The organism is Pseudomonas sp. 43(2021) (assembly GCF_017490805.1).
In the GTDB taxonomy this organism is placed as follows: Bacteria; Pseudomonadota; Gammaproteobacteria; order Pseudomonadales; family Pseudomonadaceae; genus Aquipseudomonas.
In genome coordinates, this window is the sequence record NZ_JAFGYJ010000005.1 from 1 (window position 1) to 19,749 (window position 19,749).

Sequence of the window (19,749 nt, forward strand, 5' to 3'; positions counted from 1 at the left end):
CTATCGGGGCGTCTTTGTAGGCAGGATGTACTAGCCATGCTCTACCTAGGTCCGAACGGTCGTAGTAGAGTAATAAGTAGTCTGAATGTGGCTGGCGATGCTTCAGATATTGCACTGCACTACCCGTCCAGAATAGATATTTATAGCGTACGCGGCCATTGGCGTAAGGAGTGACAGTTTCGCAATGCCAGAACAGCATTCGAAGATCCTTCTCCGAATATTTCCGCGGGGTGAATTCCATCTTAATAGCTTCATCCCAGGCAGCTAGAGGTGAGATACCGCCAATGCCGCTATGGGGGTGAACTCCGTAATCTTCGTTCAGCCACCTGGCAAACCCTTCCCTGATGTGTTCGATTGTAAGACCTGCTTCCTTTTCCGGGTTATAGTCACCCAGTGCCTCAGCGTTTGAAAGAGTTGTGCCCATCAAGTGATGAACGATCTGGATGCTCCAAACTTTGAAAAGTGACTCGGCGAAGGGCTTGCGGTTAGGTGTTTTAGGCGGGCACAACAATAGTTTAGCTCCTTGCCAGTACAGTTTTATCTTAAGATCTTCGGCAATGTTCTCCGCTCCATTGTCAGTGCGGTAACACATCGCGAGTCCACCACGTGGGTTGTCTTCGTGAATGGAATTTCTCAATGCTTTGAGCGTTGTATCGATGGACGGTGGGTTGAAGGATATATCCCAGCCAATTACCCAGCGCGTTTTAACTTCAATAAATATTGTTAAGTAGGGGCGACCAATAACTTCTCCGTATTTGTCGACAACAAAAATATGAAGTTGCTGTGTGTCGGCTTCCACATATTCCAGAAGACGACGCTGACGAAAAAATGCACGTCCCCAATAATGCAGTTTATTGGCTTTGTCTCGGCCTAGTTGAGCATGATCAATTTCATATTTGTCCCAGCTAAGAAGTATGCGATACAAAGTGGAGTTGGAAGGTATGCGATATGCTTCCAGTTTAGGCAGGTGAGAGTTTAAGTCTTCAATAGCATCCCTGATTTCCGTGAATAGCGCCACTTGTGAGTAAGGCGTTGTGGTCTTGTAATGTTTTTCCACATAGTGCCGGATTTTCTCCTGAATCTGCACTGGTAATCGTTCAAGGGGCGAGAGCCGGATGCTGGTTCGCACGTCTACTAGGGCCAAACAATTTTGTCCCGCCAGTAAATACTTGCACTTCCACTCATAGAGTGTGGTGCGGCTTGGCGGAGTAGGATCTTGGAGTTCTTCTTTTATAGACGATACCCACTCGGTATAGCTGGTGCCGCTGGGCAACGATCCGCCTCGGTTTTCCAATAGCGCGTTCAAATAATGTAATTTGCGTTTTAATCCGTTCAATTTGCCGGGCGGCAACGAGGATATAACACGGTTTCGCTCAGAATTTAGTGGGGCATCCTGGATTTTTCTGAGGTTTCCTTTCTGATGAGATGCGCGCAGATTCGGTAACCGTAGGTATCGAACATCACTTGCGCTATGTAAAGATCTAAGTTGCACGCGATCGCCAGAAATCTCTATCACTTGATAGGGCTGGCCACAATATAAGTAGTGTTCGCCAGTCTTAATTTCCAGTGGGATTTTCATTATCAGTCCATATCGACGAGTATGGCCTCAAAGGCGAATTGAGGTTGCACTGTATCTGATGGTTGAAAAGGGCTAGTGTCACATCAGCTTGAGAGTGGCCGTAGTCAATAAGTGACTGAATGGTTGCCTGGCCAGCGAAATTTTTTCTAAGGCTAGCAGCCGATTCGCGTGATTGTTCAATAGACCCTGAATGGCTGTAATGATATAGCACCTCTAAGTTTAAAGTGATGGCCGGTGAGCCAAACAATTCAGGGGCCGTATATTCGTAAATTAATCCTGCACTGCTTAGACGCTCTTTGCATTGGTCAATTCTTCGCGTTTGCGGAGTATCGGCGTGCGCAGGGTAGGAGTCGACTTGAAAATATACAGTCCTACCATCGCAGAGCGTTACCACGATGTCTGGATCAAATTTGAAATTTCGCGTGGCGATTTCAATGGTGCCTGGCCTGACCGTATAAGAGCTGACATTTAGCAGATACTCCAGGTGTACACAGAACTGAGCTTCTGCGGTGGTGCCACACATGTATCGACAAGCATTTTTCCTGGATGGAAACATCGTCACACTCATATGGTGACGGCCTTTGTAGAGCGGCTTTTTAGGCGTGAAAGTAGCCGAATCCAAGATGCACTTCGCGGGGCTATTCATCGCTCGCTTTCCCGTAGAAAAGTCAGTGCAATCTCGGTAGAACCGTGCTGGAGCGACAGCCCTTGCACTACGGCTGGATAGCTAAGCCATCTCGTCCGCAAATCAGAAATTTGAGAGCGTGAAATGTTGTTGCTCGGAGGGCGCGGGCAAGCCCTCTGCAGAGTATCTGTAGCTTTCCACCTCAAACGAAGTAATGCCATGCGCCGTAGACGTCGGAGCCACTTGGCTTGTCTTCCCAGATGGTTGAGTAGCCGCTCGAGGGGAGCAGCCTGCTTCAACTGTTTTGTCACGGCAGCTCCTCCGGGATGGATTACCCATAGCTATGGCATGCCCTGCAGTGCATTTAAGTATGCGCTTCAATAAATATTCAAAAAAGTGTATCGATTCCTAAAAAGCGCATTAAGTCGAACAGCTCTATTTCGCGTGTTTGGGGCCTCTCTAATGCGGAAACTTTTGTCAGTCCACGTATGGTTGACTTGTTCATACGGATTTTTATCGGGGCTCCTACACTATGGAAAGGCATGATGTAAAAAATACAGAACAGGTGGAGAGCCCCTATGAGTTGCCGTCTGCGCAGGCTTGCCAAGCGTATCCACGCGATTACTTTTGTTAATCACGTCGTTATTGCTGCCCAATGTGCTAGGTCGCCGGGTGCGTTGGAGCGATGGGGTGAAGCGTTTGAAGCCGAGGTTTTTCGGGGCCCCCGGCCCGAAGAGTCCACGCACAAATGGCGTCGATATCTGAAAGGGGTGCTGATAGGACCGGCGTTACGCGTGGCACTGATGCGACAGCGACCCTTCACCGGATTGCTGCTGGTGCTGACTAACCCGTTGTGGTCAATCCTCGCTTGGTTAGAAAGACGTACTGGGGGGCCTGATCGTTTTGCCGATGATTTGAGGCTGAACGATTTACCCCTGTCCCGGTTGACGCTCAGGCGGTACCAACGGTTGATTAAAGGAAGCTCCTGGATAGCGCTTTGTGTTCAGTTGGCCGTCCTCGCCAGCCGTTCGAAGCGCTATTATGAAGCGCGGGTTTGGTTAAGACGTAACTTCACTTTGTCGTTCCTGTTGATGTGCACAGAGCCTGAGCTAACCGGGACAGCTCGGTTGTTTTATGAGATTATCTCCACCCATTTGACGTCGGGGCGTTTGGCGCCAGTGCACGGTTGGCCTGCTAGTTTGCAAGCATTCAAGTTCCGACTCAAACAGGCGCGTGCTTTAAAACAAAAGGTACGTGCTCGACATCCAAAGACTGCGATTAGTCCTTCCGCACTGCTATTCGAACTGCTCACTGATAACGTCTGTCGTACTGCCTTCAGTCAAAATGTCAATGACCAGATGCAAGCGGTATGGCCGCGTTGTCGGCGGCTGGCAAGCCTGAATATGCGAACTGCCGGGGGCACAGTTTTCAATTTTGCAAATCTGGCTTGTCACCCTAAGGCTTTCCAAGGTTGGGCAAACAGTGATCAGGACGCTTGGGATTAGGGCCTTCACCGGCTTGTTGATCATCACGGCGTGGGAGCAGCTCAGCGTACCCTGATGGGGAAGTTGAAAGGCTAAAACTCTGCAGCTTGATCGGACCGGGCGAGTAAATCCTGGTGACGGTGACGCGAATGTGCACATTTTTTTTCAGATTTTTTAAACTGTCTACCTCAACAAATCCGGGGGTTTCAGAGCTGTATCTTGGACGGTACGTCAAAGTTTTTTGCACATTTTTTTGTCGATGTTCTTGCATGGTTGACAGATTGACAATGCTACCGGTTGGCAGCCTGTTGGTGTCCGGTGGGGGCTATCTGACAGCCGCGGTATAAGGCAGGCCTCGTGCCCATGGTACGAGACAGCGTGTCTGAAGAGCAGGCTGAGCAATTGCATGGCCGCCAGGGGACACTGCTCAGGATCATCAACAAACTGAGAGACGTCAGCAAATCGGTACCTGGACTCGCCACTCCTCAGATGGGCTTGGCCTGGATCATACCCATTGACAGTTGCGGACTCCTGAATGCCAACTGTCCACATTCCATGAAATGTGGACAGTAGATTTATCGAGATTTCACGATAGTCAAGGTATCCGTCCGGCCAACACTTCCTGACGCCTCCGCCGAAGGTGTGTTGGCCGGACGGATACCGAGAGCCAACCGCTAGCCCAGCAGGCCGTGGATACCTTGAGACGTTACCTTGAAGCCTTGGCCGCTGGCATCCCAGATTAGGAAGTTGTGTCGTCACTGCGTTAGCTGTTCAATGGCGTTATAGGAATTTAGAGATTAGCGATCAAAATTTGCCCCAGAGCTCCGGTGATGCAACGCTCGTTTACCACTTTTGTTATGCAACTGTGCTCAAAGCGGCGGATATGCGATACGACGTCCGTGGCTATCTGTTATCGGAGCTAGTCAGCCTTTGCTTAAACAATCGCGCTACCGTGCCTCTGGCCTATCGCGCCCGTTACGAACGCAACGTGCAAAGCGAGGCTATTGCGTTCGTGGAATCGTGCACCGCTCATTTGCTATTTGGCTCGGGACGATTCTCTCCTCATGAATACCGTTACGGGGAAAAAGGACCGGCAGCCCCTATGAGACATCACCATCGCAAATCAGATTTCCCCGATGCAGTTCGGGTTTACCACTCGGGCGTTATGCAGCATGACTGTATTTAGAATCCTCATACTCGGCTCGCCGTTTCCTGACAGGTGTTGGAGCCTAAAGCACCGCTGCTTCATGAGACGCCGCGAACAAATTTTGATGGCAGCTGAGCAAGTGTTGGGCAACTCTGAGCTGGCTGAAGCATGGCTCACCAAGCAGGCGATTGGACTTGGCCGGCGTCTGCCGTGCATGCTCTTGGAAACTGATCAGGAGTACATGGAGGTTGTGGATTTCCTGGTACGGCTCGATTACGGTGTCTATTGATCGCCACGTATACTCTAGGTAGCAGGTTGCTGCCTGCCCCGATGCTGCCCCATTCGAGTACGAGACGGCGAAGCGCTTGGGCAGGGTCGCTGAGCGTAATACTATCCACCGAAATGTCATGATACGCGGGGGGCCCATGAAGCAAATCAAACACGATCCCAAGCCTCTGATGACCGCCCGTTTTCAAGCAGAAGCACGCCAAGCACTGGCCAAGCGCAGCAACCAAAGTCGCTTTCTCGAAATTGCGGCCTCCAAAGACCGGAGTTGGGAGCCTGTAGGGCGTCTGGCAGGTTAGGTCTACCTGCGAAAAAGTACTTTCCCGGGTCCAGTGCTGAGCCTGTTGTGTCAGCTTTTGACCTCGCTTACGGTGGTAACGTATTGTGATTTGGTATGTCTACGACTTTGGCCAAGCCTAGGCAAATGGTGTGGCAACCCATCAACCCTGTAGCGCCCCGTACGTCTCACTTCGGGCGGCATCCAGTACCCGCGCCGGGTCGTCCACCATCACATCCTTCGGCATCTGCCCCCCAGGTAGCTATTGGATGAGCCGAACCAGAGCGCCACAGCCCAGTCTGGCTTGTTGGAACCAAGCGCCGTGATGATGGCCGCCAATGACGAAAATGGGCGGAAGTTGGAAGCGGGGTCAAAGGCATAGAGGGGAAAGTATTCCTTGTCCTCATGAGCCAGCGAGAAGATGTTGCCCGCGCGTTTCCACTCCTTGAGTTCAGCTCTGGATTGCTCCGTGCTCAGCTGAGCCAGCACTGCAAACGTATCGACAGTCAAGAAATCACCGCTTCTCAGGAGGCGTGCTTTGCCCTTCTCCAGCATGGCCGTTTCACGGGAAAGGGTAGGGCGCATAGACATGGATCTCCGTCCGGTGATCAGTGGCCGCCTACCACCCAATTTTATGATGTGGTGAGTAAGCTCACATCCGGCCTGTGCGGGCGGACCAGGGTCGTGAGTAGGGACCGGCAGGTCGCTGTGGCAGGCTAGCCTAGTGCTCGAGTGTTATGAGGCTATCCGGGAATTTTCTGTTCAGAAAGACTCGGGCGTCAGATTTTTCTTAAGCGGCCCATGAAAATCTTCAGTTTTGGAGTTTTGCTGCATTTTTTCTTAACTTTCCTGCCCGCATGCGCTGAGGCACACAGCGACGCTCGCGTGAGGTGGGAAGACTCCGCGCCAGGCTCGATCCGTCATTGAGGAATTGGACTGTCGGATGACCCCAGCTCGACCAAGCCTTGCAGGCGTGCCAGTTGTTGCGCCTGCGCCCGTAGGAGGCGCTGGTCATGTCGGTGGGCCAAGAGGTAAGACCTGGACTTCTCGCGTAGCAAGGTGATCTCGCTCGCCATTATTTCTTCCTGCTGATGCGCCTGGTTGATGAGCAGCTTCTCGGCCGCCAAGTGCTGCTGCGCGGCGTTCAACTCACGCTCGAGCTGACGGAGCTGTTGCTGCTGGAAGCCCTGTGCGCCGGTCGAACGTTCCAGATCTCGGTAGAGTTGAGTCAGTTCTTCCTGGCGGACAGCGAGTTGTTCACGTAATCCCCGCACCTCGGCTTGTAACTGACTCAACTGCTGATCATGCCGTTGCAGTTCTTCCTGGCGTTGTAACTTATGCTGCTGGCGAAAGTGCTCCAGGGATTCACGCGCCTGCTGGTGTTTTGACTCGAGCGAGTGAATCGTCGTCGCCCGCTCCTCGAGCAGTTGGAGCTGTTGCCGGCAAGCCTCCTCAAGACGCCGTCGCTCGCCTTCGGACAGTTGCAGTTGGCCCGTCAGCTGCACTTCACGTAGACGCAACTGTCGGTGGGCCTCCATCTCTGCGGTATGTGCCACCTGCAATTGCTCGAACCGCGCCGCCTCCACCGCACGCTGCTGCTGATAGGCCGCTTGTTGCCGTTCCAGGCGGGCGCGATCGGCGGCGACCGTGGCCTGCGCTTCGTTGGCCAAACGCTCAGCTAGACTCTGCAGCAGCGCCTGTAATTCTTCCGACAGATTCACCTGTGGCGGATGGGGTTCTGCTACGTCCAGTTCACGCAGGTAGCGAAGGATGGTGGTCTTTGAACCCGTGTGACCTAGCTCTGCTCGCACGGCCTCAATGCTGGGTGACAGACCACGGGCGAGGAGGGCATCCCGTGCTCGCTGCACGAGGGCTTTGTTGATACCAGCGCGGGCCATGGTTCTGCTCCCACTTTTTCGTACTGTTCAATCATTATGGAAGTACACGTGTACAGGCGCCTGATCCGGTACCAATAATCGGACAGACTGACGTTTGAGAAGCCAAGTTTCTCGCACGTGATAGTGTGTTTAGCGGTTATTTGCCGCTTGCGGGGGTACAGACGGAGGCGGTGGTGGACACTTCGCCCGATCGTTATCTCCGCGCGGCGCGTCGAGCCAGTACCGAGCGGCGCTACGCCCAGGCCATCGCGCACTTCGAGACGGAGTGGGGTGGCTTGCTGCCGGCGTCCAGCGAAAGTGTCGTGCGCTACCTCACGCATTACGGCGACCAAATCACGACCCGTACCCTGCGTGTGAATCTGGCCGCCTTGGCGCGCTGGCATCAGCAATTGGGCTTTACTGACCCCACCAAATCCTATCGGGTGCGCGATACGCTTAAGGGGATCCAGGCGTTGCATCCGCAGCCGGTGAAGCAGGCCGAGGCCTTGGCGTTAAAGGAGCTGGAAACCTGCATCGCCCAATTAGCTGAGGAGCTTGCGGATCCGCTGCCAGTGGTGAGGATGCGTGCAGCCCGTGATCAAGCGCTGATCCTGCTCGGCTTCTGGCGGGCATTTCGCAGCGATGAATTGAGCCGGTTGCGCATCGAGCACATCCAGTGGCGCGCAGCGCAGGGGCTGGAGGTGTTCTTGCCGAGTAGTAAGTCCGACCGCAGCAACCGCGGCCGCGTGGTCAAGGTGCCGGCCCTCAAGCGCTTGTGCCCCGTCGCGGCCTATGAGGTGTGGTTGGAGGAGAGTGGGCTCAACGAGGGGGCGCTGTTTCGTTCCATCGACCGCTGGGGCCATATTGGGAAGCAGACGCTTAATGCCAACAGCCTCTCGCGTTTACTGCGCCAGGTTTTTCTGCGCAGCGGCGTCGACCCCGAGGGGTATTCGGCCCACTCGCTGCGACGCGGCTTCGCCACTTGGGCGAGTGAAAATCAATGGAGCAGCAAAGCCTTGATGGACTATGTCGGATGGCGCGATGTGCAGACGGCTGCGCGGTATATCGAAGGCGATGCGCCGTTTGGGGAGTGGGCCCGCTGACCCTAGGCGTAGGTCTCACCGCCGGGTACCAAGCTGCAACTGTTCAAGGGAGGATGTTTACAGTGAGGCGGCTTTCGCCAATTCCCGGTAATTGCGAAGTTACGATTACCCTCTTCCTAGCCACGGCGGTTGGTAAGGTATGCTCTGATCCTGTCCCGGGAATGCATCAACAGCGAAGAGTGGCAAAGCAGCCGAAACACACCATTTCAACGCCAGGCAAAACGCAGCCATCACCGTGGGTGGGATTTGGCGCAGGCATTTGAACAAGCTCAGGTTGACCATTCTGGCTGTCTCACTCCCTGCCGTTTGGCAGGTGTACCTGAATTGGCTTTCCTCCGCGATTGAGCATCGCACCACCGCTATTTGGGCGCATGTGTTCGATAGGCCCATGCCGGAGGGTTATATCATCCGGTTAGATTTGCGGTTTGGCCTGGACGAAAATGTCGAGGCAGCGAGGTACGAGCGGACGCGCGTCACTCTTTGGCCTGCACGGTGTAAGGGGGAGGGCGGTGATAGGCTGACAAGGACATTCGACCGCAGCAACTCTCATCAGAATGTCATTCTGCAGGTGACATGCAACTACCTCAGGCAGGTCACTGTTTTCTGCGATTGACCGACCCTCGGGCGAATCCTTGCACGAAGCTATGGATCGTGTCCCAGGAAGTGGTGTAACTCATCATGGCTCTTGCCATTGAGTTCGCCGTTTAGTTGATCACAGCTGACAGCTTGGCTTGTGGATTATCGCTGACCGCTTCGAAGGCCTCCAACTGCATGTAACGTCTTTGCAGGCACCACTCGTCGTTCTGCTCCAGCAGCATCGCGCCTACCAGCCCTCAACGTTAGCCAAGAACCACGATGACCATCCTCTTTCGCCCGCAAGGCGCCTTCGGCTGGTTCAGTTACACCACTTACCGGGACACGATCAAGCTATGTCCTGCAGCGCTGACAGCCAGCTCGCCGATCAAGGGGGAGCGATTGTCAGCACAGTAGACCCAGAAAAAGCACCTGGCTTAACAGCACCATTGCTATACAGCTGTGACTTGATGGTGATGGGAGTAGCCAAACCGCTCTCCACATTTATGCGAACACCAGCTGCGGCAGGTTTACCTTCAATTGTGATCTTGGAATACAGACTACCATCGGCTCGTAGTTTGATGCCTGTTGGGCTTTCTTTGCTTGCGCTAGCCATTACGGTTCCTTTCCCAGTACATGTCAATTGTAGAGTCGTTTGCGCTGAACTAAGGTTAAGGGTGTCGATATTGTCAGAAACCGAGCCATGATTAATAGTTGGAGAGCCATTGATGTCACACTTCGCCGGCGGCTCCATAGTCGACCTACAAGGGCCAACGGGATCAAACCGAGTTTTGGTGCCGCCGCCATAATTAAACTGTTGCAAAAAGCTAATACATATACTACGGCGGGGGCCCGGCACAAAAATCGAGCCTCTAAAGGGTATTGTGAAAACCGTCGACCCTACGGCTATGCTATTGGACATGCTAGTACGAAGATCCGTCATAGTACTATTAGGTCGCAAGTTGTACCAATAATAGCTGCTTGACGCGTGATAGCCTTGGCCCAAAACTCCTGCTATGGTTAAATCACAGGTGCGCGCTGAAAGGTCCCGGCAAAAGTTATCGCCCCCCCCTTCCCACTGGGTAACGGTAAAGAAATAACGAACTCCATTTTCTTCGTTCCTGCTTCCGGTAGATTCTATCTCTACCGCGACCGCAGAATAAGAAATAACGAAAACAGACCAAAGCCATATAAGGCGAACAAGTACTTCCATCGCTCCAAATGCTCCTTAATTTAATTTTGCGCGAACTTATGGTTGATAATGATAAAATATATCTTGCATTTTGCGTGTAAGAAGTTTTCGATGGTTTTCGAGGGCTGGCGGCGACCACTCATAAGGATGCAATAAAAATTTGTACAGAAGCCTACAATGGAAAATCTAGCACTGTTGACCCAATGAACTGACCTGGCAAAACGTCCCCGCGCTTAACCAGTGTCGAGGTAACGGTTAACGGCGTGAGCTGTCGCTGTGTGATTGGCATATCTATGTTTGCCGTGAGGTCCTTGTCATTAACTGTAACCTTGCTGTACAGGCCTCATCCGAAGGGGTAGGCAGGAGCAACTGAGCCTTCCTCTCTCATTTGAGCTACAAACCGATAAAAAAACTACAAGGCCGATATTTAAATATACAAAAATTGATCAACTGAGCGGAACCCGAAATCCCTTGGTTTCCAAATCCTTCAACATGTCTCCCATGTTAGAGTTAGGGCGAGCGGAAACGTCCCAGTCGGCGTAATCTCCTACTGAATGGTCATTAATGTGTTAAAATCAACGCAGCATATAATAAGTTCCAGGATCGCTGCGACGTGCAGGGGGAGGCTTTAGCTTCCCCAGCTAGTCAACTCGAAATGGTAACGTACGCCTCCAAGGACGTACTAAGTCTTTGTCGTTTGAATGACGATAACGCGTGCGTGGGCCGACATACTTCCCAGCAGCATCGCTGCTAGGGGGCAGCGCAACGCTGTTACATAAAATTTCTCCATGATGATCACTCGTAACTCAAAGCAAAGGTCAGGGACGCCTCGAAGTCGCCTTGGCCGAGTGTGCGGTTGGCCAGTACCTTGGGATCGCCTTGCAGGTAAGCGTTGAAGCTGAGCAGGTTGTCGCCACTGCTCAGCACGCCGATGCGGTGGGTCTTGTTCAACGGCAGCGCTACGCCTTGCGTTGTCTCCAGCCCCACCAGCAAGCCTTGAACGGTTGTGCTCCGCAGCACAAGAAACCCGGGTGGTTCGCTGCTCTCGTTGCCGCTGAAGGTGATGTTGACCATGCGCTTGCCGACGTCCAGGTCGCAGTTCAGCAGGTGTAACTCGATGGGGCGTCCCTTGGTCCTGCCGTTCAGGTAAAGGTCCTTGTCGATCACGCTCTCGAAGTTCATTTCGATCAATTTATCCCTTTCGGCGAGCGCACAAGGCTCATTTACTAAGGTGCCGGAAAAGTACAGGTTGTCTTCTGCAGCCTGGGTCGCCGACAAGCAGAGGCTGGTAGCAGCCCAGACGCCCAGGGTAATGGCCCACTTGCCCATGGATCCTCCTAGTAGAGCTCAGCCATCAAGAGCGCCGAGGCAGTAAATTCGGTGCTGGGCAATGCAGCGCCAGCGAGCTTTACCGGTACGGCTTCCAGCACGGGCGGTGTCGATGCACGGACATCGATCTCTCGTGGCTCGTTGGGCGCCAATGCGGTACCGCCAAGCAGGACTCTGATGCCCAGATCGTTTTCCGAGGTTTGCAGCGCGGTGGTGTCGAAAGATGCGGGTGTCCCCTTGAGGGTCAGGCGCATGTGCCAGGTGATGTTGTAATCGGTGACCCCCGGACACTCGATCTGGTAGGGGATCGCCTGGCGATAGCGCTCGCCATCGATGCGGTTGACGGCGATGTTTTGCGTGAAACGTACGTCGATACGCCCGCCTTTGTCACTGACGGTACAACCAGACGGCGCCAACAGCGTCCCGCTGAACTCAAGATTGCCTGCCCCGACGCACGACAAGGGCAGGGCAGCGATCGACAGTATTGCCAAAGTGCGATGTAGGAGGCTCATCGATAGTCCACCACCAGGGTTGCGCTGGCCTTGAACGCGCCGGCTTTGATTTCGCTGGCATCGCGCTTGACCAGCACGGCTTGCAGCACGGGTTGTTTACGCGTATCGAAGTTGGACCAGCTGTTGAGCGCCCACCGTTCGCCGTCCTTCTTCAATGCGATACCGATGTTGTCGTATCCGGGTATCTCAAGCGTCGTGGGGTCGAAGGCCGGGTATCCCCGCACTTGCATCCGCAGTTCATTGGTGGCCGAGCGGCTGCAATCGAGCGAGTAGTCAATGGAGATGGTCTTGTATTGGCCATCGATACCGGCAATCTGAACATCATTGAACGGGGCGCTGATGGGCGCGTTTTTGTTGATCACGCAGGGAATCGCCGCATAGATGACACCTTTGATTGTCAGCAGTTGCTCAGCGGCCTGGGCCAAAGGCCCGCAGTCAAGCAGCAGGGCAAGCAGCGCGAGACGTGCGACAGTCATGATGGGACCTCAGTCATATGCCAGATTCACATTGAGGCTGGCGCGAAAAGCCCCCGGGCGCAGTGGGGCTGTCGTGCGCTCGGGGCGAATGTAATAGGTCAGCTGGCTGTCACCGGGCGAGACGAACCAGGCCGGGGCAGTGCGGCCCAGGCGCACGTCATTGCCCTGGACATCGAGCAAGCGCAGGCCGAACCCCTCGGCACCGACCACCTTGATCAGCGAGGGAGTGTCGGCGTCGGCCACCGCCTGGAATGTCACAGCCGCCACCGGCTCGATGGAGCTCCACACCAGCGAGCCTTGCTGCTCGTCATGACGACCGCCGTCGCTGCGCACACAGCCCTGCAGCTTCAGGTGCAGGGCCACGGGCGTGCCTTGGTCGCCTATGTGCGATAGGCGAGTGGTGCTCAGCTCACCCAATGACAAGCGCTGGTAGGCGGAGCTGGGGTCCAGGTAGCAGGCGCTCTCAAGCAGGGTGCCGGTGACCTGGAACTCGGCCGATTGCGCAGGGCTGGCCGCGTGAGTCGAGAGGCTGGCCCCGCACAGCAAGACGGCCAGGGCACTACGGCGTCCGATCTTCATGATTGGCCCTCACAGGAACACAGCATGGGAATTTACTGTTTGTTGGCAACGGGGCTGGCCTTGCAGGTGCCGGCAGCGCAACTGAACTGCAACTGCGGACGGCCGCCGTAGTCGTTAACGTAGGTCAGCACTGGCTTGTCGCCCAGCACCTTGCTGCTCACCCCCAGATCGAGCTGGCCTTTGGGGGCGATCATCAGCGGTTTGAAGCCGGTGACGCCGTCAGCCTTGAGGTTGGGCGCAGCATCGATCAGTGTTATGTAGTAGGGCGTCGGGTTGTTCACCTGGTAGCGGTCGTTCTGGCGTGTCAGGGTCAGTTGTTCCTGCCAGGGAGCTTGGTTGACACCCGCCCTCGGCGCGATTGCCGCAGGTCGATAGAACAACTTGACCCGCGTCTGCAGGGCGATCTGCAAGGTATTGGGTTTGTTGCTGCGTGGGGGTATTTCGCGCAGGTTGAAGTAGAACAGCGATTCGCGGTCCTGGGGCAACTGACCGAGCGCAGGCAGGCCCTGGATTTTCACCTGGCTGTTGGCCCCGGCTTCTAGGCGCTGGATCGGCGGTACCACCACCAATGGGGTAGTGATCTTCTCGGCCTGTTCGTTTTCGATCCAGGCTTGGGCCAGGTAGGGCAGCTGGGTGTTCTGGTTGCTGATGCTGAGACTGACCGACTTTTCGCTGCCAGTGAAGATCACGCGGGTGCGGTCGAGCGATATCGCAGCCAAGCTGGTTTGCGCCGCGCAGGTGCTCAACAGGGCGAGCAGGGTCAGGGTGGTGCGTGTGTAGCTTGTGTTCATGAATGTACCTGGTGTGGTGAATCAAGCAGTGGCGTTGTCCGCGTCGCTGGCCGGCAGGCACAGCAGCTCCAGTTGTCGGTCGGGCGAGACCACGGGGTCGGGCAGGGTGAAGTGGCAGCGTGCGCTGCCGTCCCAATGCAACGACATGGTTTCCCCCGGTTTCATGCCGCTCAGGTAGGTCGATCCGCCCTCACCGACAATGCCGGTTTCCTGGCCGCGGCTGTTCTGTACCGAGGCGCCGAACGGTGGCGCACGGTGGTTGTTCATGCGAATGACGACCATGGCTTTGTGGCCTGCGATCACATCGAAGCGGCGATAGCCAATTGCGCCTTCGGTCAGGGTCGCCTGGGTGACTGACTGCGTGGCCTCGACGTCATCGGCCAGGCTGTCCAACACGATGCTGGCCTGGTTGCGATAGTAACTGTTGACGTCGGTTACCACGGCCTTGCCGAAACGGTTGGTGCGGGTGATTCCGCCGTTGCCGCGGACCGGGACGTCGGCAACGCCTTGGGTGTCGACCAGCAGCCGAGTGCCGCCCATGACGTTGCTCCGGTGCAGCGCGGCACCGTACGCGGTGAGGGTGGCACCGCCCTGCAGGGACAACCCAGCCGAGGTGTACTCGCCGGCCTGGTAGCTGGCGCTGGCAACGACCTGAGCCAGGTCCCCGTCGTGGGACAGGTAACCGCTGGCGGTTTGACCATTTGAAGCCTGGCCGGCGCTGACCATGTAGTGGTTGCGCTCATCGATACGGTCGTAGTAGCTCAGACTGTGGCTGGTATCGCCGCGATTGACCGAGGAGTTGTAGCTGACCGAACCGCTGCTGCCCCAGGGGATGCTCACCGAGAGATAAGCACCGTCCTCGGAGGTGCCGTTTGCCTTGTTCTGGTACGCAGTCAGCGACAGGCTCAGGTTTTTCAGGCCACCGACATCGAAGTAGCGCGACAGCGACAGGCTGTAGCGGTCGCTCGCCTGGCTGTTCCAGTACGTCTGGTGGTTGTAGTTGAAGTACAGGCTGAGCGCGGAATTTCGAAACTGCTTGCTCAAAGTCGCCGTGTACAGCTCCTTGCTCTGGTTCAACGACTGGCTGCCACGCTGGGCCTCGATGAATTCGTTCATGCTCAGGTAGTTCCGCTCGGAGAACCGATAACCGGCGAAGGTAACCTGGCTGTCGTATTCATCGAAACGCTTGGAATAACTGGCACGGTAGGACTTGCCGCTGAGCGTATCGTCCTGCAGCGTCGCGCGCGACTGGGTGACGTCGAACGACAGCGCTCCCAAGGCCATCAGGTCGCGGCCTATGCCCACGGCCAGGGAACCGTAGTCCTTGGCACCGAGGCTGCCGCCATACAGCGACCAGCCATTGCTCACCCCCCAGGAAAACTCACCGGTGGCGAACGCCGGCCCGTCCATCTGGTGCTCCCAATCGGAAGGTTTGCCGGCGGCCAGTTTGTAGCGAACGGTGCCGGGACGGGTCAGGTAGGGGATGCTGGCGGTGTCCAGCTGGAATTCCTGGACGCTGCCATCTTGTTCTTCGACGCGCACGTCAAGCTGGCCAGAGACTGCATCGTTGAGGTCCTGGATACGAAACGCACCGGGCGGCACTTGGGTGTCATAGAGCACCCGGTCTTGTTGACGAATCACCACGCGCGCGTTGGTCCGCGCCACGCCAGTGACTTCCGGAGCATACCCTCTTAGGTTGGGGGGCAACATGTTGTCGTTGCTGCTCAGGTTAGCGCCGGTGTAGCGGAAGCTGCCGAACAGACTGGAGTCCAGATAGTCCTCACCGACGATCAGGTTCGAGCGCAGCGACGGCACGGCGCGCAAGGCATAAAAGCGGCTCCAGGCGAACTGATTGAGCGATGGCTGGTCGTCACTGCGTTGCATCTGGGTCTGCCAGTCGCCGCGCAACCGCCAGGCGCCGAGGTTGATGCCAGCGGTGCCATTGCCACTTAGGTTGTCGCTGCGGCCTTTGCCTTGCCGACGCTCGGTGGTCTGTGCGTTGAGGTTGTAGTCCAGCAGCACGCCGGAAACACCGTCATCCCAACGTGAGGGCGGATCCCAGTTCGGTGTGGTGTATTCCAGCTGATCCTGAGGGATGCTCAGATACAGGGCCGAGGGGCCCAGCTCGCCACGGGCCTGCATGCCCGGGACACTGCTGAGGTCCAGGCAGGCGCCGTCATGCCACCACTTGAGTGACTTTAGGACGTGTGTCTTGAGACCCAGTTCATTGACCAACGCCGGCGAAAGACAGGCTACGCTGCTTTTGGGGTCGTCATCGGCCGGAATATAGTCGACGGCATACTCCGTCAATGTATCGCGGTTCACGTGGACCAAAAGGTTGTATTGGCCGGGCATAATGAAGTTGGCCGAGGCGAACACCCCAAGGTCAAGGTTCTCGCGATCCTTGAGTTCTAGGACATCGGTGTTGAATTGGAATTCTTCGGCTGCATTTGCCCACGTCGCGGCACAGCACAATGCCGTGGCGGCCAGTAACTTATGGTGTTCCACGTGATTAAATCCTTGAGCGAAACTGCACACTGAGTGCTTGCAGTTCAGAAGTGCTGAATACTCAGTTTGATCGTGGCGTGATAGTCGCCCGTTTCCAGTGCATGTCCGCTGCCGACAAGCGTCAGCGAATAGTTGAGTAGCAAACGGTCGGCAGTGTCGGTGTTGTGCACTATGGACTCGCCGGGAGAAATCAACTTCCCGTGTTCATCTTCAATCCGCAGTGCAATGCCTTTTGCAGCGCCCTGAATGGCAAAGTTCTTGCCCTCGGGCTGACCTTCGAATGTCAGCCTGAAGCGTTGCGAAGGGGCGATGTCACGCGCTGTTGTCGATGTAAAGCAGTCCCTGATAGCGATCTTCAGTGATTGCTTGGCCGACGTATTGCCGCTGACCAGGCTATTGAGTGCCAAGGGATTGAAGGCAATGGTCTGGTTGTCATTACCCATACGAATAGTGCAGGCGCTATCGACGATGCTTCCGGTCAGTTGTACACGTCCCTTGAATACATCGGCAGCACAGACGGGTACGCCCAACGTGCAGAGGGCCAGTACCAGCGCGCTTGAGCGAATCATCCAAACCTCCGCGAGCTCCCCCGCAGTACGCAGCCGTGCGCACTGCGGGTCACTTCAGTGACGGCGTCCGTTACTGATAGGCGAGGGTGAAGTTGGCGAAGGTTTCGAAGTCGCCCGGTACGATTTCGGCAGGCGTCGCTTGGCCACCACCACCTGGCGTCACCATATCGCCCTGCAGGTAGGCACTGAACTGCAGGAAGGTGTCGCCATCACTCAGCGTCTGGGCAGGGGATGCGTCGCCCAGCTTGATCAGCGCGCCGGTGTGGTCGGCAATGGCCAGGCTCGCACCTTGAGCGGTACCTTTGATGGCCAGCAAGTCAGGGTTGGCGGCCGGCGAGCCAGTGAACGTGGCGGTGGCCGACTTCAGGGCGCCCAGTTCACAGCCGCGCAATTCGATCTTGAACGTTTTCGGGTTGGATTTGCCACCGTTCTTCAGGGCGACGTTGGAAACTTGATCAAAATCGACAGTCTGGTATTGCGACTCTTGAGCGATGGAGCACGGCGCATCGATAATCGCGCCTTTGAAGGTAATCACACCATGCCCCTGATCTTTGGCAAAACTGGCCGCTGAAGTTGCTGCCAAGGTGACGGCCATGATTGCACCAGCCAACGAACGAACTTGCATCTGATACTCCTAGGTGATGTTGGAATCCTTGATGGGGAACTCAATGGAGCAGGTGTCTATCTCGAATACCTGCGTACCGTTGAGGTGGGGTTAGCCTAGAAGAGGTTACGGGAGATGTATGTAGGACGTTGCTGAAGCAGCCCTAAGAAATTTCCTAGAGGTCTTCTCGCTGGCTATCGAGAAATCAATGAGTTGCGTTTGGCGAACTCGGCAAGATCTATCAGTGAGGAGATTCCCAGTTTTTGTAGTATTCGGATTTTATAGGTGCTTACAGTCTTGTTGCTGAGTAGAAGGATTTCACTGATCTGTTTATTTGAATAACCTTGGGCTAAATATTGCAATACTGTCATTTCTCGGTCGGTCAGCGAGCGAATTAACTCCATCTCAGTTGGCTGTTCGGTTGAGGTTACGCTATCAAACGTGAGGACAGGAAAAAAGGTGTAGCCGGAAACCACTGCCTTGATTGCTGAAATCAGACTGGCTAAATCCTCTTCCTTATTGACAAAGCCGCGTGCGCCCAGCTGAATGCAGCGTCGACAAACCGAGTCGGCGGGGTGTGAAGTCAAAATCAATATCTCGCTACGCACATCCAGCGCTTTTATTCTCGAAATAACGGTAAATCCGTCCAGCTTAGGAATGCCAATATCAAGAACAACCACCTGAGGGGCGAGTTCACGTGTGAGCTGGATTGCATCTATGCCATTATCTGTTTCGCCGGCTACGCGCATGCCGTGCTTTTCCAATAGAACGCGAACTGCCATTCGAATGACTGGGTGGTCGTCAACTATTAGAACGCTATGCATATAAGCCTACCTTGAAATGATTTTGTTGCGAGGTGTGTAGTCTCGCTGCACCGGATGACAGTATGCTCTATGCAGCACTGCGCTGTAATCCTTCCCGGTTCGCGCTGGGAAAATTCTAGCGTAGCGCAGGAAAATTCTGATGGAAAGGACCTTGGCATGTTTGCACACTGTTTGTCGTTCAATGGGCCATGTGTAGACCTACAATGCAAGATTTGACTGTTTTGGTGCTGGAGGATGAACCCTTTCAGCGCCTCGTCACCGTGACGGCGCTGAAAAAACTCCTACCAGGTCCGATTTTGCAAGCGTCAGATGGCAATGAAGCAATTAGCCAATTATCCGCTTGCGACACGGTGGACATCCTTCTATGCGACCTTAAAATGGCAGGTATGGATGGTTTGGCATTGCTACGCCATGCTAGTAGCGGTGGCAAGGTCAGGGCGGTGGTTTTGTGCAGCGAACTTGACCCCGTTTTGCGCCAGGCCACGGTCGCGATGATCCACTGTCTGGGTCTGACCTTTCTGGGCGATCTTGGCAAGCCGTTCAAACTTGAAGAATTCAGTCAATTGGTCAAGCGCTACCGGGAGTTATGCAGTGCTGTCCCACAACGCTTGTCGCCTGCAGAACTCCCCACCCTGAGCGATGTGCAGCAGGGGCTAGACAACGGTGAGTTCGAGGCCTACTACCAACCTAAAGTCACGCTTCAAGGTAATGTGATGGTCGGCGCAGAAGTGCTCGCACGCTGGAAGCATCCGCAATGGGGGGTGTTGACACCTGCGCACTTTCTTTCGGTGATGGAAGCGCACAACCTTATCGACCGGTTGTTCTGGCAATTGTTCGAGCAGGGCCTTTCGCTGCAGCAAAGACTGAAACTGGAGGGCAGGGCGATCAATCTGGCCTTCAACCTGCATCCATCACAGCTTGCTCGTACCGCGCTGACTGAGCGCATCCCACTCATGCTCAAACGCGCCCAGGTGTCTGCCACCAGCGTCACGTTCGAAATTACCGAGTCCTCCTTGATCAGCGCGCCCGCAAGTAGTTTAGAGAATCTTGTACGGCTGCGTATTCTCGGTTGCGGGTTGGCCATGGATGATTTTGGCGCAGGCTACTCCTCGCTGGACCGGCTTAGCGAACTACCTTTTACCCAGGTCAAGCTTGATCGCGCATTTGTACGCAAGATGCAAAGCCAGCCCAAGAGCGCCGCGATCATTAGCTGTGCGGTGGCATTGGCCCATGCACTGGGTATCTCGCTAGTCATCGAAGGGGTAGAGACCGTGGAGCAACAGGCTCGGCTGATCGAGCTGGGCGGTACCCTTGCCCAAGGCTTTTTGTTTGCTCGCCCCATGCCGGAGCGTCATCTGATCGACTTTTGCACCCAAAGGACGGAGCAAGGCGGCTTGTAATGAATGAGCGACGGT

At 55.3% G+C, this 19,749-nt stretch carries 18 protein-coding genes and 1 pseudogene; 5 read left to right on the plus strand and 14 right to left on the minus strand.

The window, feature by feature from the left end:
- The coding region (locus J5M71_RS05555) for a transposase (protein WP_207830645.1) at nt 1-1,579 on the minus strand (1,579 nt) is incomplete at its 3' end.
- 1,203 nt (nt 1,580-2,782) lie between these two features.
- On the opposite strand from J5M71_RS05555, the gene J5M71_RS05560 reads away from it, so the two are divergent.
- The 3 genes from J5M71_RS05560 to J5M71_RS05570 all read left to right on the plus strand — a co-directional run bounded on the left by J5M71_RS05560 (nt 2,783) and on the right by J5M71_RS05570 (nt 5,419).
- A complete protein-coding gene (locus J5M71_RS05560; RefSeq protein WP_207830647.1) occupies nt 2,783-3,709 on the plus strand; it encodes a hypothetical protein in 927 nt (308 codons plus the stop codon).
- A gap of 1,226 nt (nt 3,710-4,935) precedes the next feature.
- Entirely contained in the window at nt 4,936-5,124 is a 189-nt protein-coding gene (locus J5M71_RS05565) for an antitoxin Xre/MbcA/ParS toxin-binding domain-containing protein (RefSeq protein WP_207830649.1), read from the plus strand.
- A 136-nt stretch (nt 5,125-5,260) separates the two neighbouring features.
- Nucleotides 5,261-5,419 (plus strand): hypothetical protein, encoded by a 159-nt coding sequence (locus J5M71_RS05570; protein ID WP_207830652.1) that lies wholly within the window; start codon nt 5,261-5,263, stop codon nt 5,417-5,419.
- Nucleotides 5,420-5,628: 209 nt separating this feature from the next.
- Here the strand turns inward: J5M71_RS05570 and J5M71_RS05575 are convergent, their stop codons facing one another.
- On the minus strand, nt 5,629-5,988 hold the full coding sequence (locus J5M71_RS05575) for a hypothetical protein (protein WP_207830655.1): 360 nt from the start codon (nt 5,986-5,988) through the stop codon (nt 5,629-5,631).
- A gap of 329 nt (nt 5,989-6,317) precedes the next feature.
- The gene (locus J5M71_RS05580; protein ID WP_207830658.1) at nt 6,318-7,295 is read right to left on the minus strand and encodes a DNA-binding protein; all 978 of its coding nucleotides are present in this window, start codon (nt 7,293-7,295) and stop codon (nt 6,318-6,320) included.
- 173 nt (nt 7,296-7,468) lie between these two features.
- Here J5M71_RS05580 and J5M71_RS29645 point away from each other — a divergent pair, with 173 nt between their 5' ends.
- Nucleotides 7,469-8,377 (plus strand): site-specific integrase, encoded by a 909-nt coding sequence (locus J5M71_RS29645; RefSeq protein ID WP_207830660.1) that lies wholly within the window; start codon nt 7,469-7,471, stop codon nt 8,375-8,377.
- Nucleotides 8,378-9,081: 704 nt separating this feature from the next.
- Here the strand turns inward: J5M71_RS29645 and J5M71_RS05590 are convergent.
- The 11 genes and pseudogenes from J5M71_RS05590 to J5M71_RS05640 form a co-directional block, all read right to left on the minus strand.
- A pseudogene (locus J5M71_RS05590) lies at nt 9,082-9,207 on the minus strand (IS256 family transposase); the annotation flags it as partial.
- 131 nt (nt 9,208-9,338) lie between these two features.
- Nucleotides 9,339-9,566 (minus strand): hypothetical protein, encoded by a 228-nt coding sequence (locus J5M71_RS05595; RefSeq protein WP_186688025.1) that lies wholly within the window; start codon nt 9,564-9,566, stop codon nt 9,339-9,341.
- Between the two features lie 1,371 nt (nt 9,567-10,937).
- Nucleotides 10,938-11,471: a fimbrial protein gene (locus J5M71_RS05600; protein WP_207830662.1), complete on the minus strand. Its 534-nt coding sequence runs from the start codon at nt 11,469-11,471 to the stop codon at nt 10,938-10,940.
- Between the two features lie 8 nt (nt 11,472-11,479).
- Nucleotides 11,480-11,983, minus strand: coding sequence for a fimbrial protein (locus J5M71_RS05605; RefSeq protein WP_207830665.1), 504 nt, complete (start codon nt 11,981-11,983; stop codon nt 11,480-11,482).
- A complete protein-coding gene (locus J5M71_RS05610) occupies nt 11,980-12,459 on the minus strand; it encodes a fimbrial protein (protein WP_207830667.1) in 480 nt (159 codons plus the stop codon). Before J5M71_RS05610 ends, J5M71_RS05605 begins: the two co-directional genes overlap by 4 nt.
- 9 nt (nt 12,460-12,468) lie before the next feature.
- The gene (locus tag J5M71_RS05615; protein WP_207830669.1) at nt 12,469-13,038 is read right to left on the minus strand and encodes a fimbrial protein; all 570 of its coding nucleotides are present in this window, start codon (nt 13,036-13,038) and stop codon (nt 12,469-12,471) included.
- A gap of 32 nt (nt 13,039-13,070) precedes the next feature.
- Nucleotides 13,071-13,829 carry a fimbria/pilus periplasmic chaperone gene (locus J5M71_RS05620; RefSeq protein ID WP_207830673.1) on the minus strand — a complete coding sequence of 253 codons (759 nt, stop codon included), beginning with the start codon at nt 13,827-13,829 and terminating at the stop codon, nt 13,071-13,073.
- Nucleotides 13,830-13,850: 21 nt separating this feature from the next.
- Nucleotides 13,851-16,337 carry an outer membrane usher protein gene (locus tag J5M71_RS05625; RefSeq protein ID WP_207830676.1) on the minus strand — a complete coding sequence of 829 codons (2,487 nt, stop codon included), beginning with the start codon at nt 16,335-16,337 and terminating at the stop codon, nt 13,851-13,853.
- Between the two features lie 44 nt (nt 16,338-16,381).
- Nucleotides 16,382-16,906 (minus strand): fimbrial protein, encoded by a 525-nt coding sequence (locus tag J5M71_RS05630; protein WP_207830679.1) that lies wholly within the window; start codon nt 16,904-16,906, stop codon nt 16,382-16,384.
- Between the two features lie 70 nt (nt 16,907-16,976).
- The gene (locus J5M71_RS05635) at nt 16,977-17,531 is read right to left on the minus strand and encodes a fimbrial protein (RefSeq protein WP_207830682.1); all 555 of its coding nucleotides are present in this window, start codon (nt 17,529-17,531) and stop codon (nt 16,977-16,979) included.
- Nucleotides 17,532-17,704: 173 nt separating this feature from the next.
- Entirely contained in the window at nt 17,705-18,334 is a 630-nt protein-coding gene (locus J5M71_RS05640) for a response regulator transcription factor (protein ID WP_207830685.1), read from the minus strand.
- Nucleotides 18,335-18,537: 203 nt separating this feature from the next.
- On the opposite strand from J5M71_RS05640, the gene J5M71_RS05645 reads away from it, so the two are divergent.
- Nucleotides 18,538-19,734, plus strand: a complete 1,197-nt coding sequence (locus J5M71_RS05645; RefSeq protein ID WP_207830688.1) for an EAL domain-containing response regulator — start codon at nt 18,538-18,540, stop codon at nt 19,732-19,734.
- Nucleotides 19,735-19,749 lie beyond the last annotated feature (15 nt).

What these genes read in the sequence shown, in the direction of transcription:
- J5M71_RS05580 (WP_207830658.1), bottom strand. Translation starts at nt 7,295, where the DNA reads ATGGCCCGCGCTGGTATCAACAAAGCCCTCGTGCAGCGAGCACGGGAT.
- J5M71_RS05620 (WP_207830673.1), bottom strand. Translation starts at nt 13,829, where the DNA reads ATGAACACAAGCTACACACGCACCACCCTGACCCTGCTCGCCCTGTTG.
- J5M71_RS05640 (WP_207830685.1), bottom strand. Translation starts at nt 18,334, where the DNA reads ATGCATAGCGTTCTAATAGTTGACGACCACCCAGTCATTCGAATGGCA.
- J5M71_RS05565 (WP_207830649.1), top strand. Translation starts at nt 4,936, where the DNA reads ATGAGACGCCGCGAACAAATTTTGATGGCAGCTGAGCAAGTGTTGGGC.
- J5M71_RS05570 (WP_207830652.1), top strand. Translation starts at nt 5,261, where the DNA reads ATGAAGCAAATCAAACACGATCCCAAGCCTCTGATGACCGCCCGTTTT.
- J5M71_RS05615 (WP_207830669.1), bottom strand. Translation starts at nt 13,038, where the DNA reads ATGAAGATCGGACGCCGTAGTGCCCTGGCCGTCTTGCTGTGCGGGGCC.
- J5M71_RS05560 (WP_207830647.1), top strand. Translation starts at nt 2,783, where the DNA reads ATGAGTTGCCGTCTGCGCAGGCTTGCCAAGCGTATCCACGCGATTACT.
- J5M71_RS05595 (WP_186688025.1), bottom strand. Translation starts at nt 9,566, where the DNA reads ATGGCTAGCGCAAGCAAAGAAAGCCCAACAGGCATCAAACTACGAGCC.
- J5M71_RS05645 (WP_207830688.1), top strand. Translation starts at nt 18,538, where the DNA reads ATGCAAGATTTGACTGTTTTGGTGCTGGAGGATGAACCCTTTCAGCGC.
- J5M71_RS05600 (WP_207830662.1), bottom strand. Translation starts at nt 11,471, where the DNA reads ATGGGCAAGTGGGCCATTACCCTGGGCGTCTGGGCTGCTACCAGCCTC.
- J5M71_RS05610 (WP_207830667.1), bottom strand. Translation starts at nt 12,459, where the DNA reads ATGACTGTCGCACGTCTCGCGCTGCTTGCCCTGCTGCTTGACTGCGGG.
- J5M71_RS05635 (WP_207830682.1), bottom strand. Translation starts at nt 17,531, where the DNA reads ATGCAAGTTCGTTCGTTGGCTGGTGCAATCATGGCCGTCACCTTGGCA.
- J5M71_RS05575 (WP_207830655.1), bottom strand. Translation starts at nt 5,988, where the DNA reads ATGTCTATGCGCCCTACCCTTTCCCGTGAAACGGCCATGCTGGAGAAG.
- J5M71_RS05630 (WP_207830679.1), bottom strand. Translation starts at nt 16,906, where the DNA reads ATGATTCGCTCAAGCGCGCTGGTACTGGCCCTCTGCACGTTGGGCGTA.
- J5M71_RS05605 (WP_207830665.1), bottom strand. Translation starts at nt 11,983, where the DNA reads ATGAGCCTCCTACATCGCACTTTGGCAATACTGTCGATCGCTGCCCTG.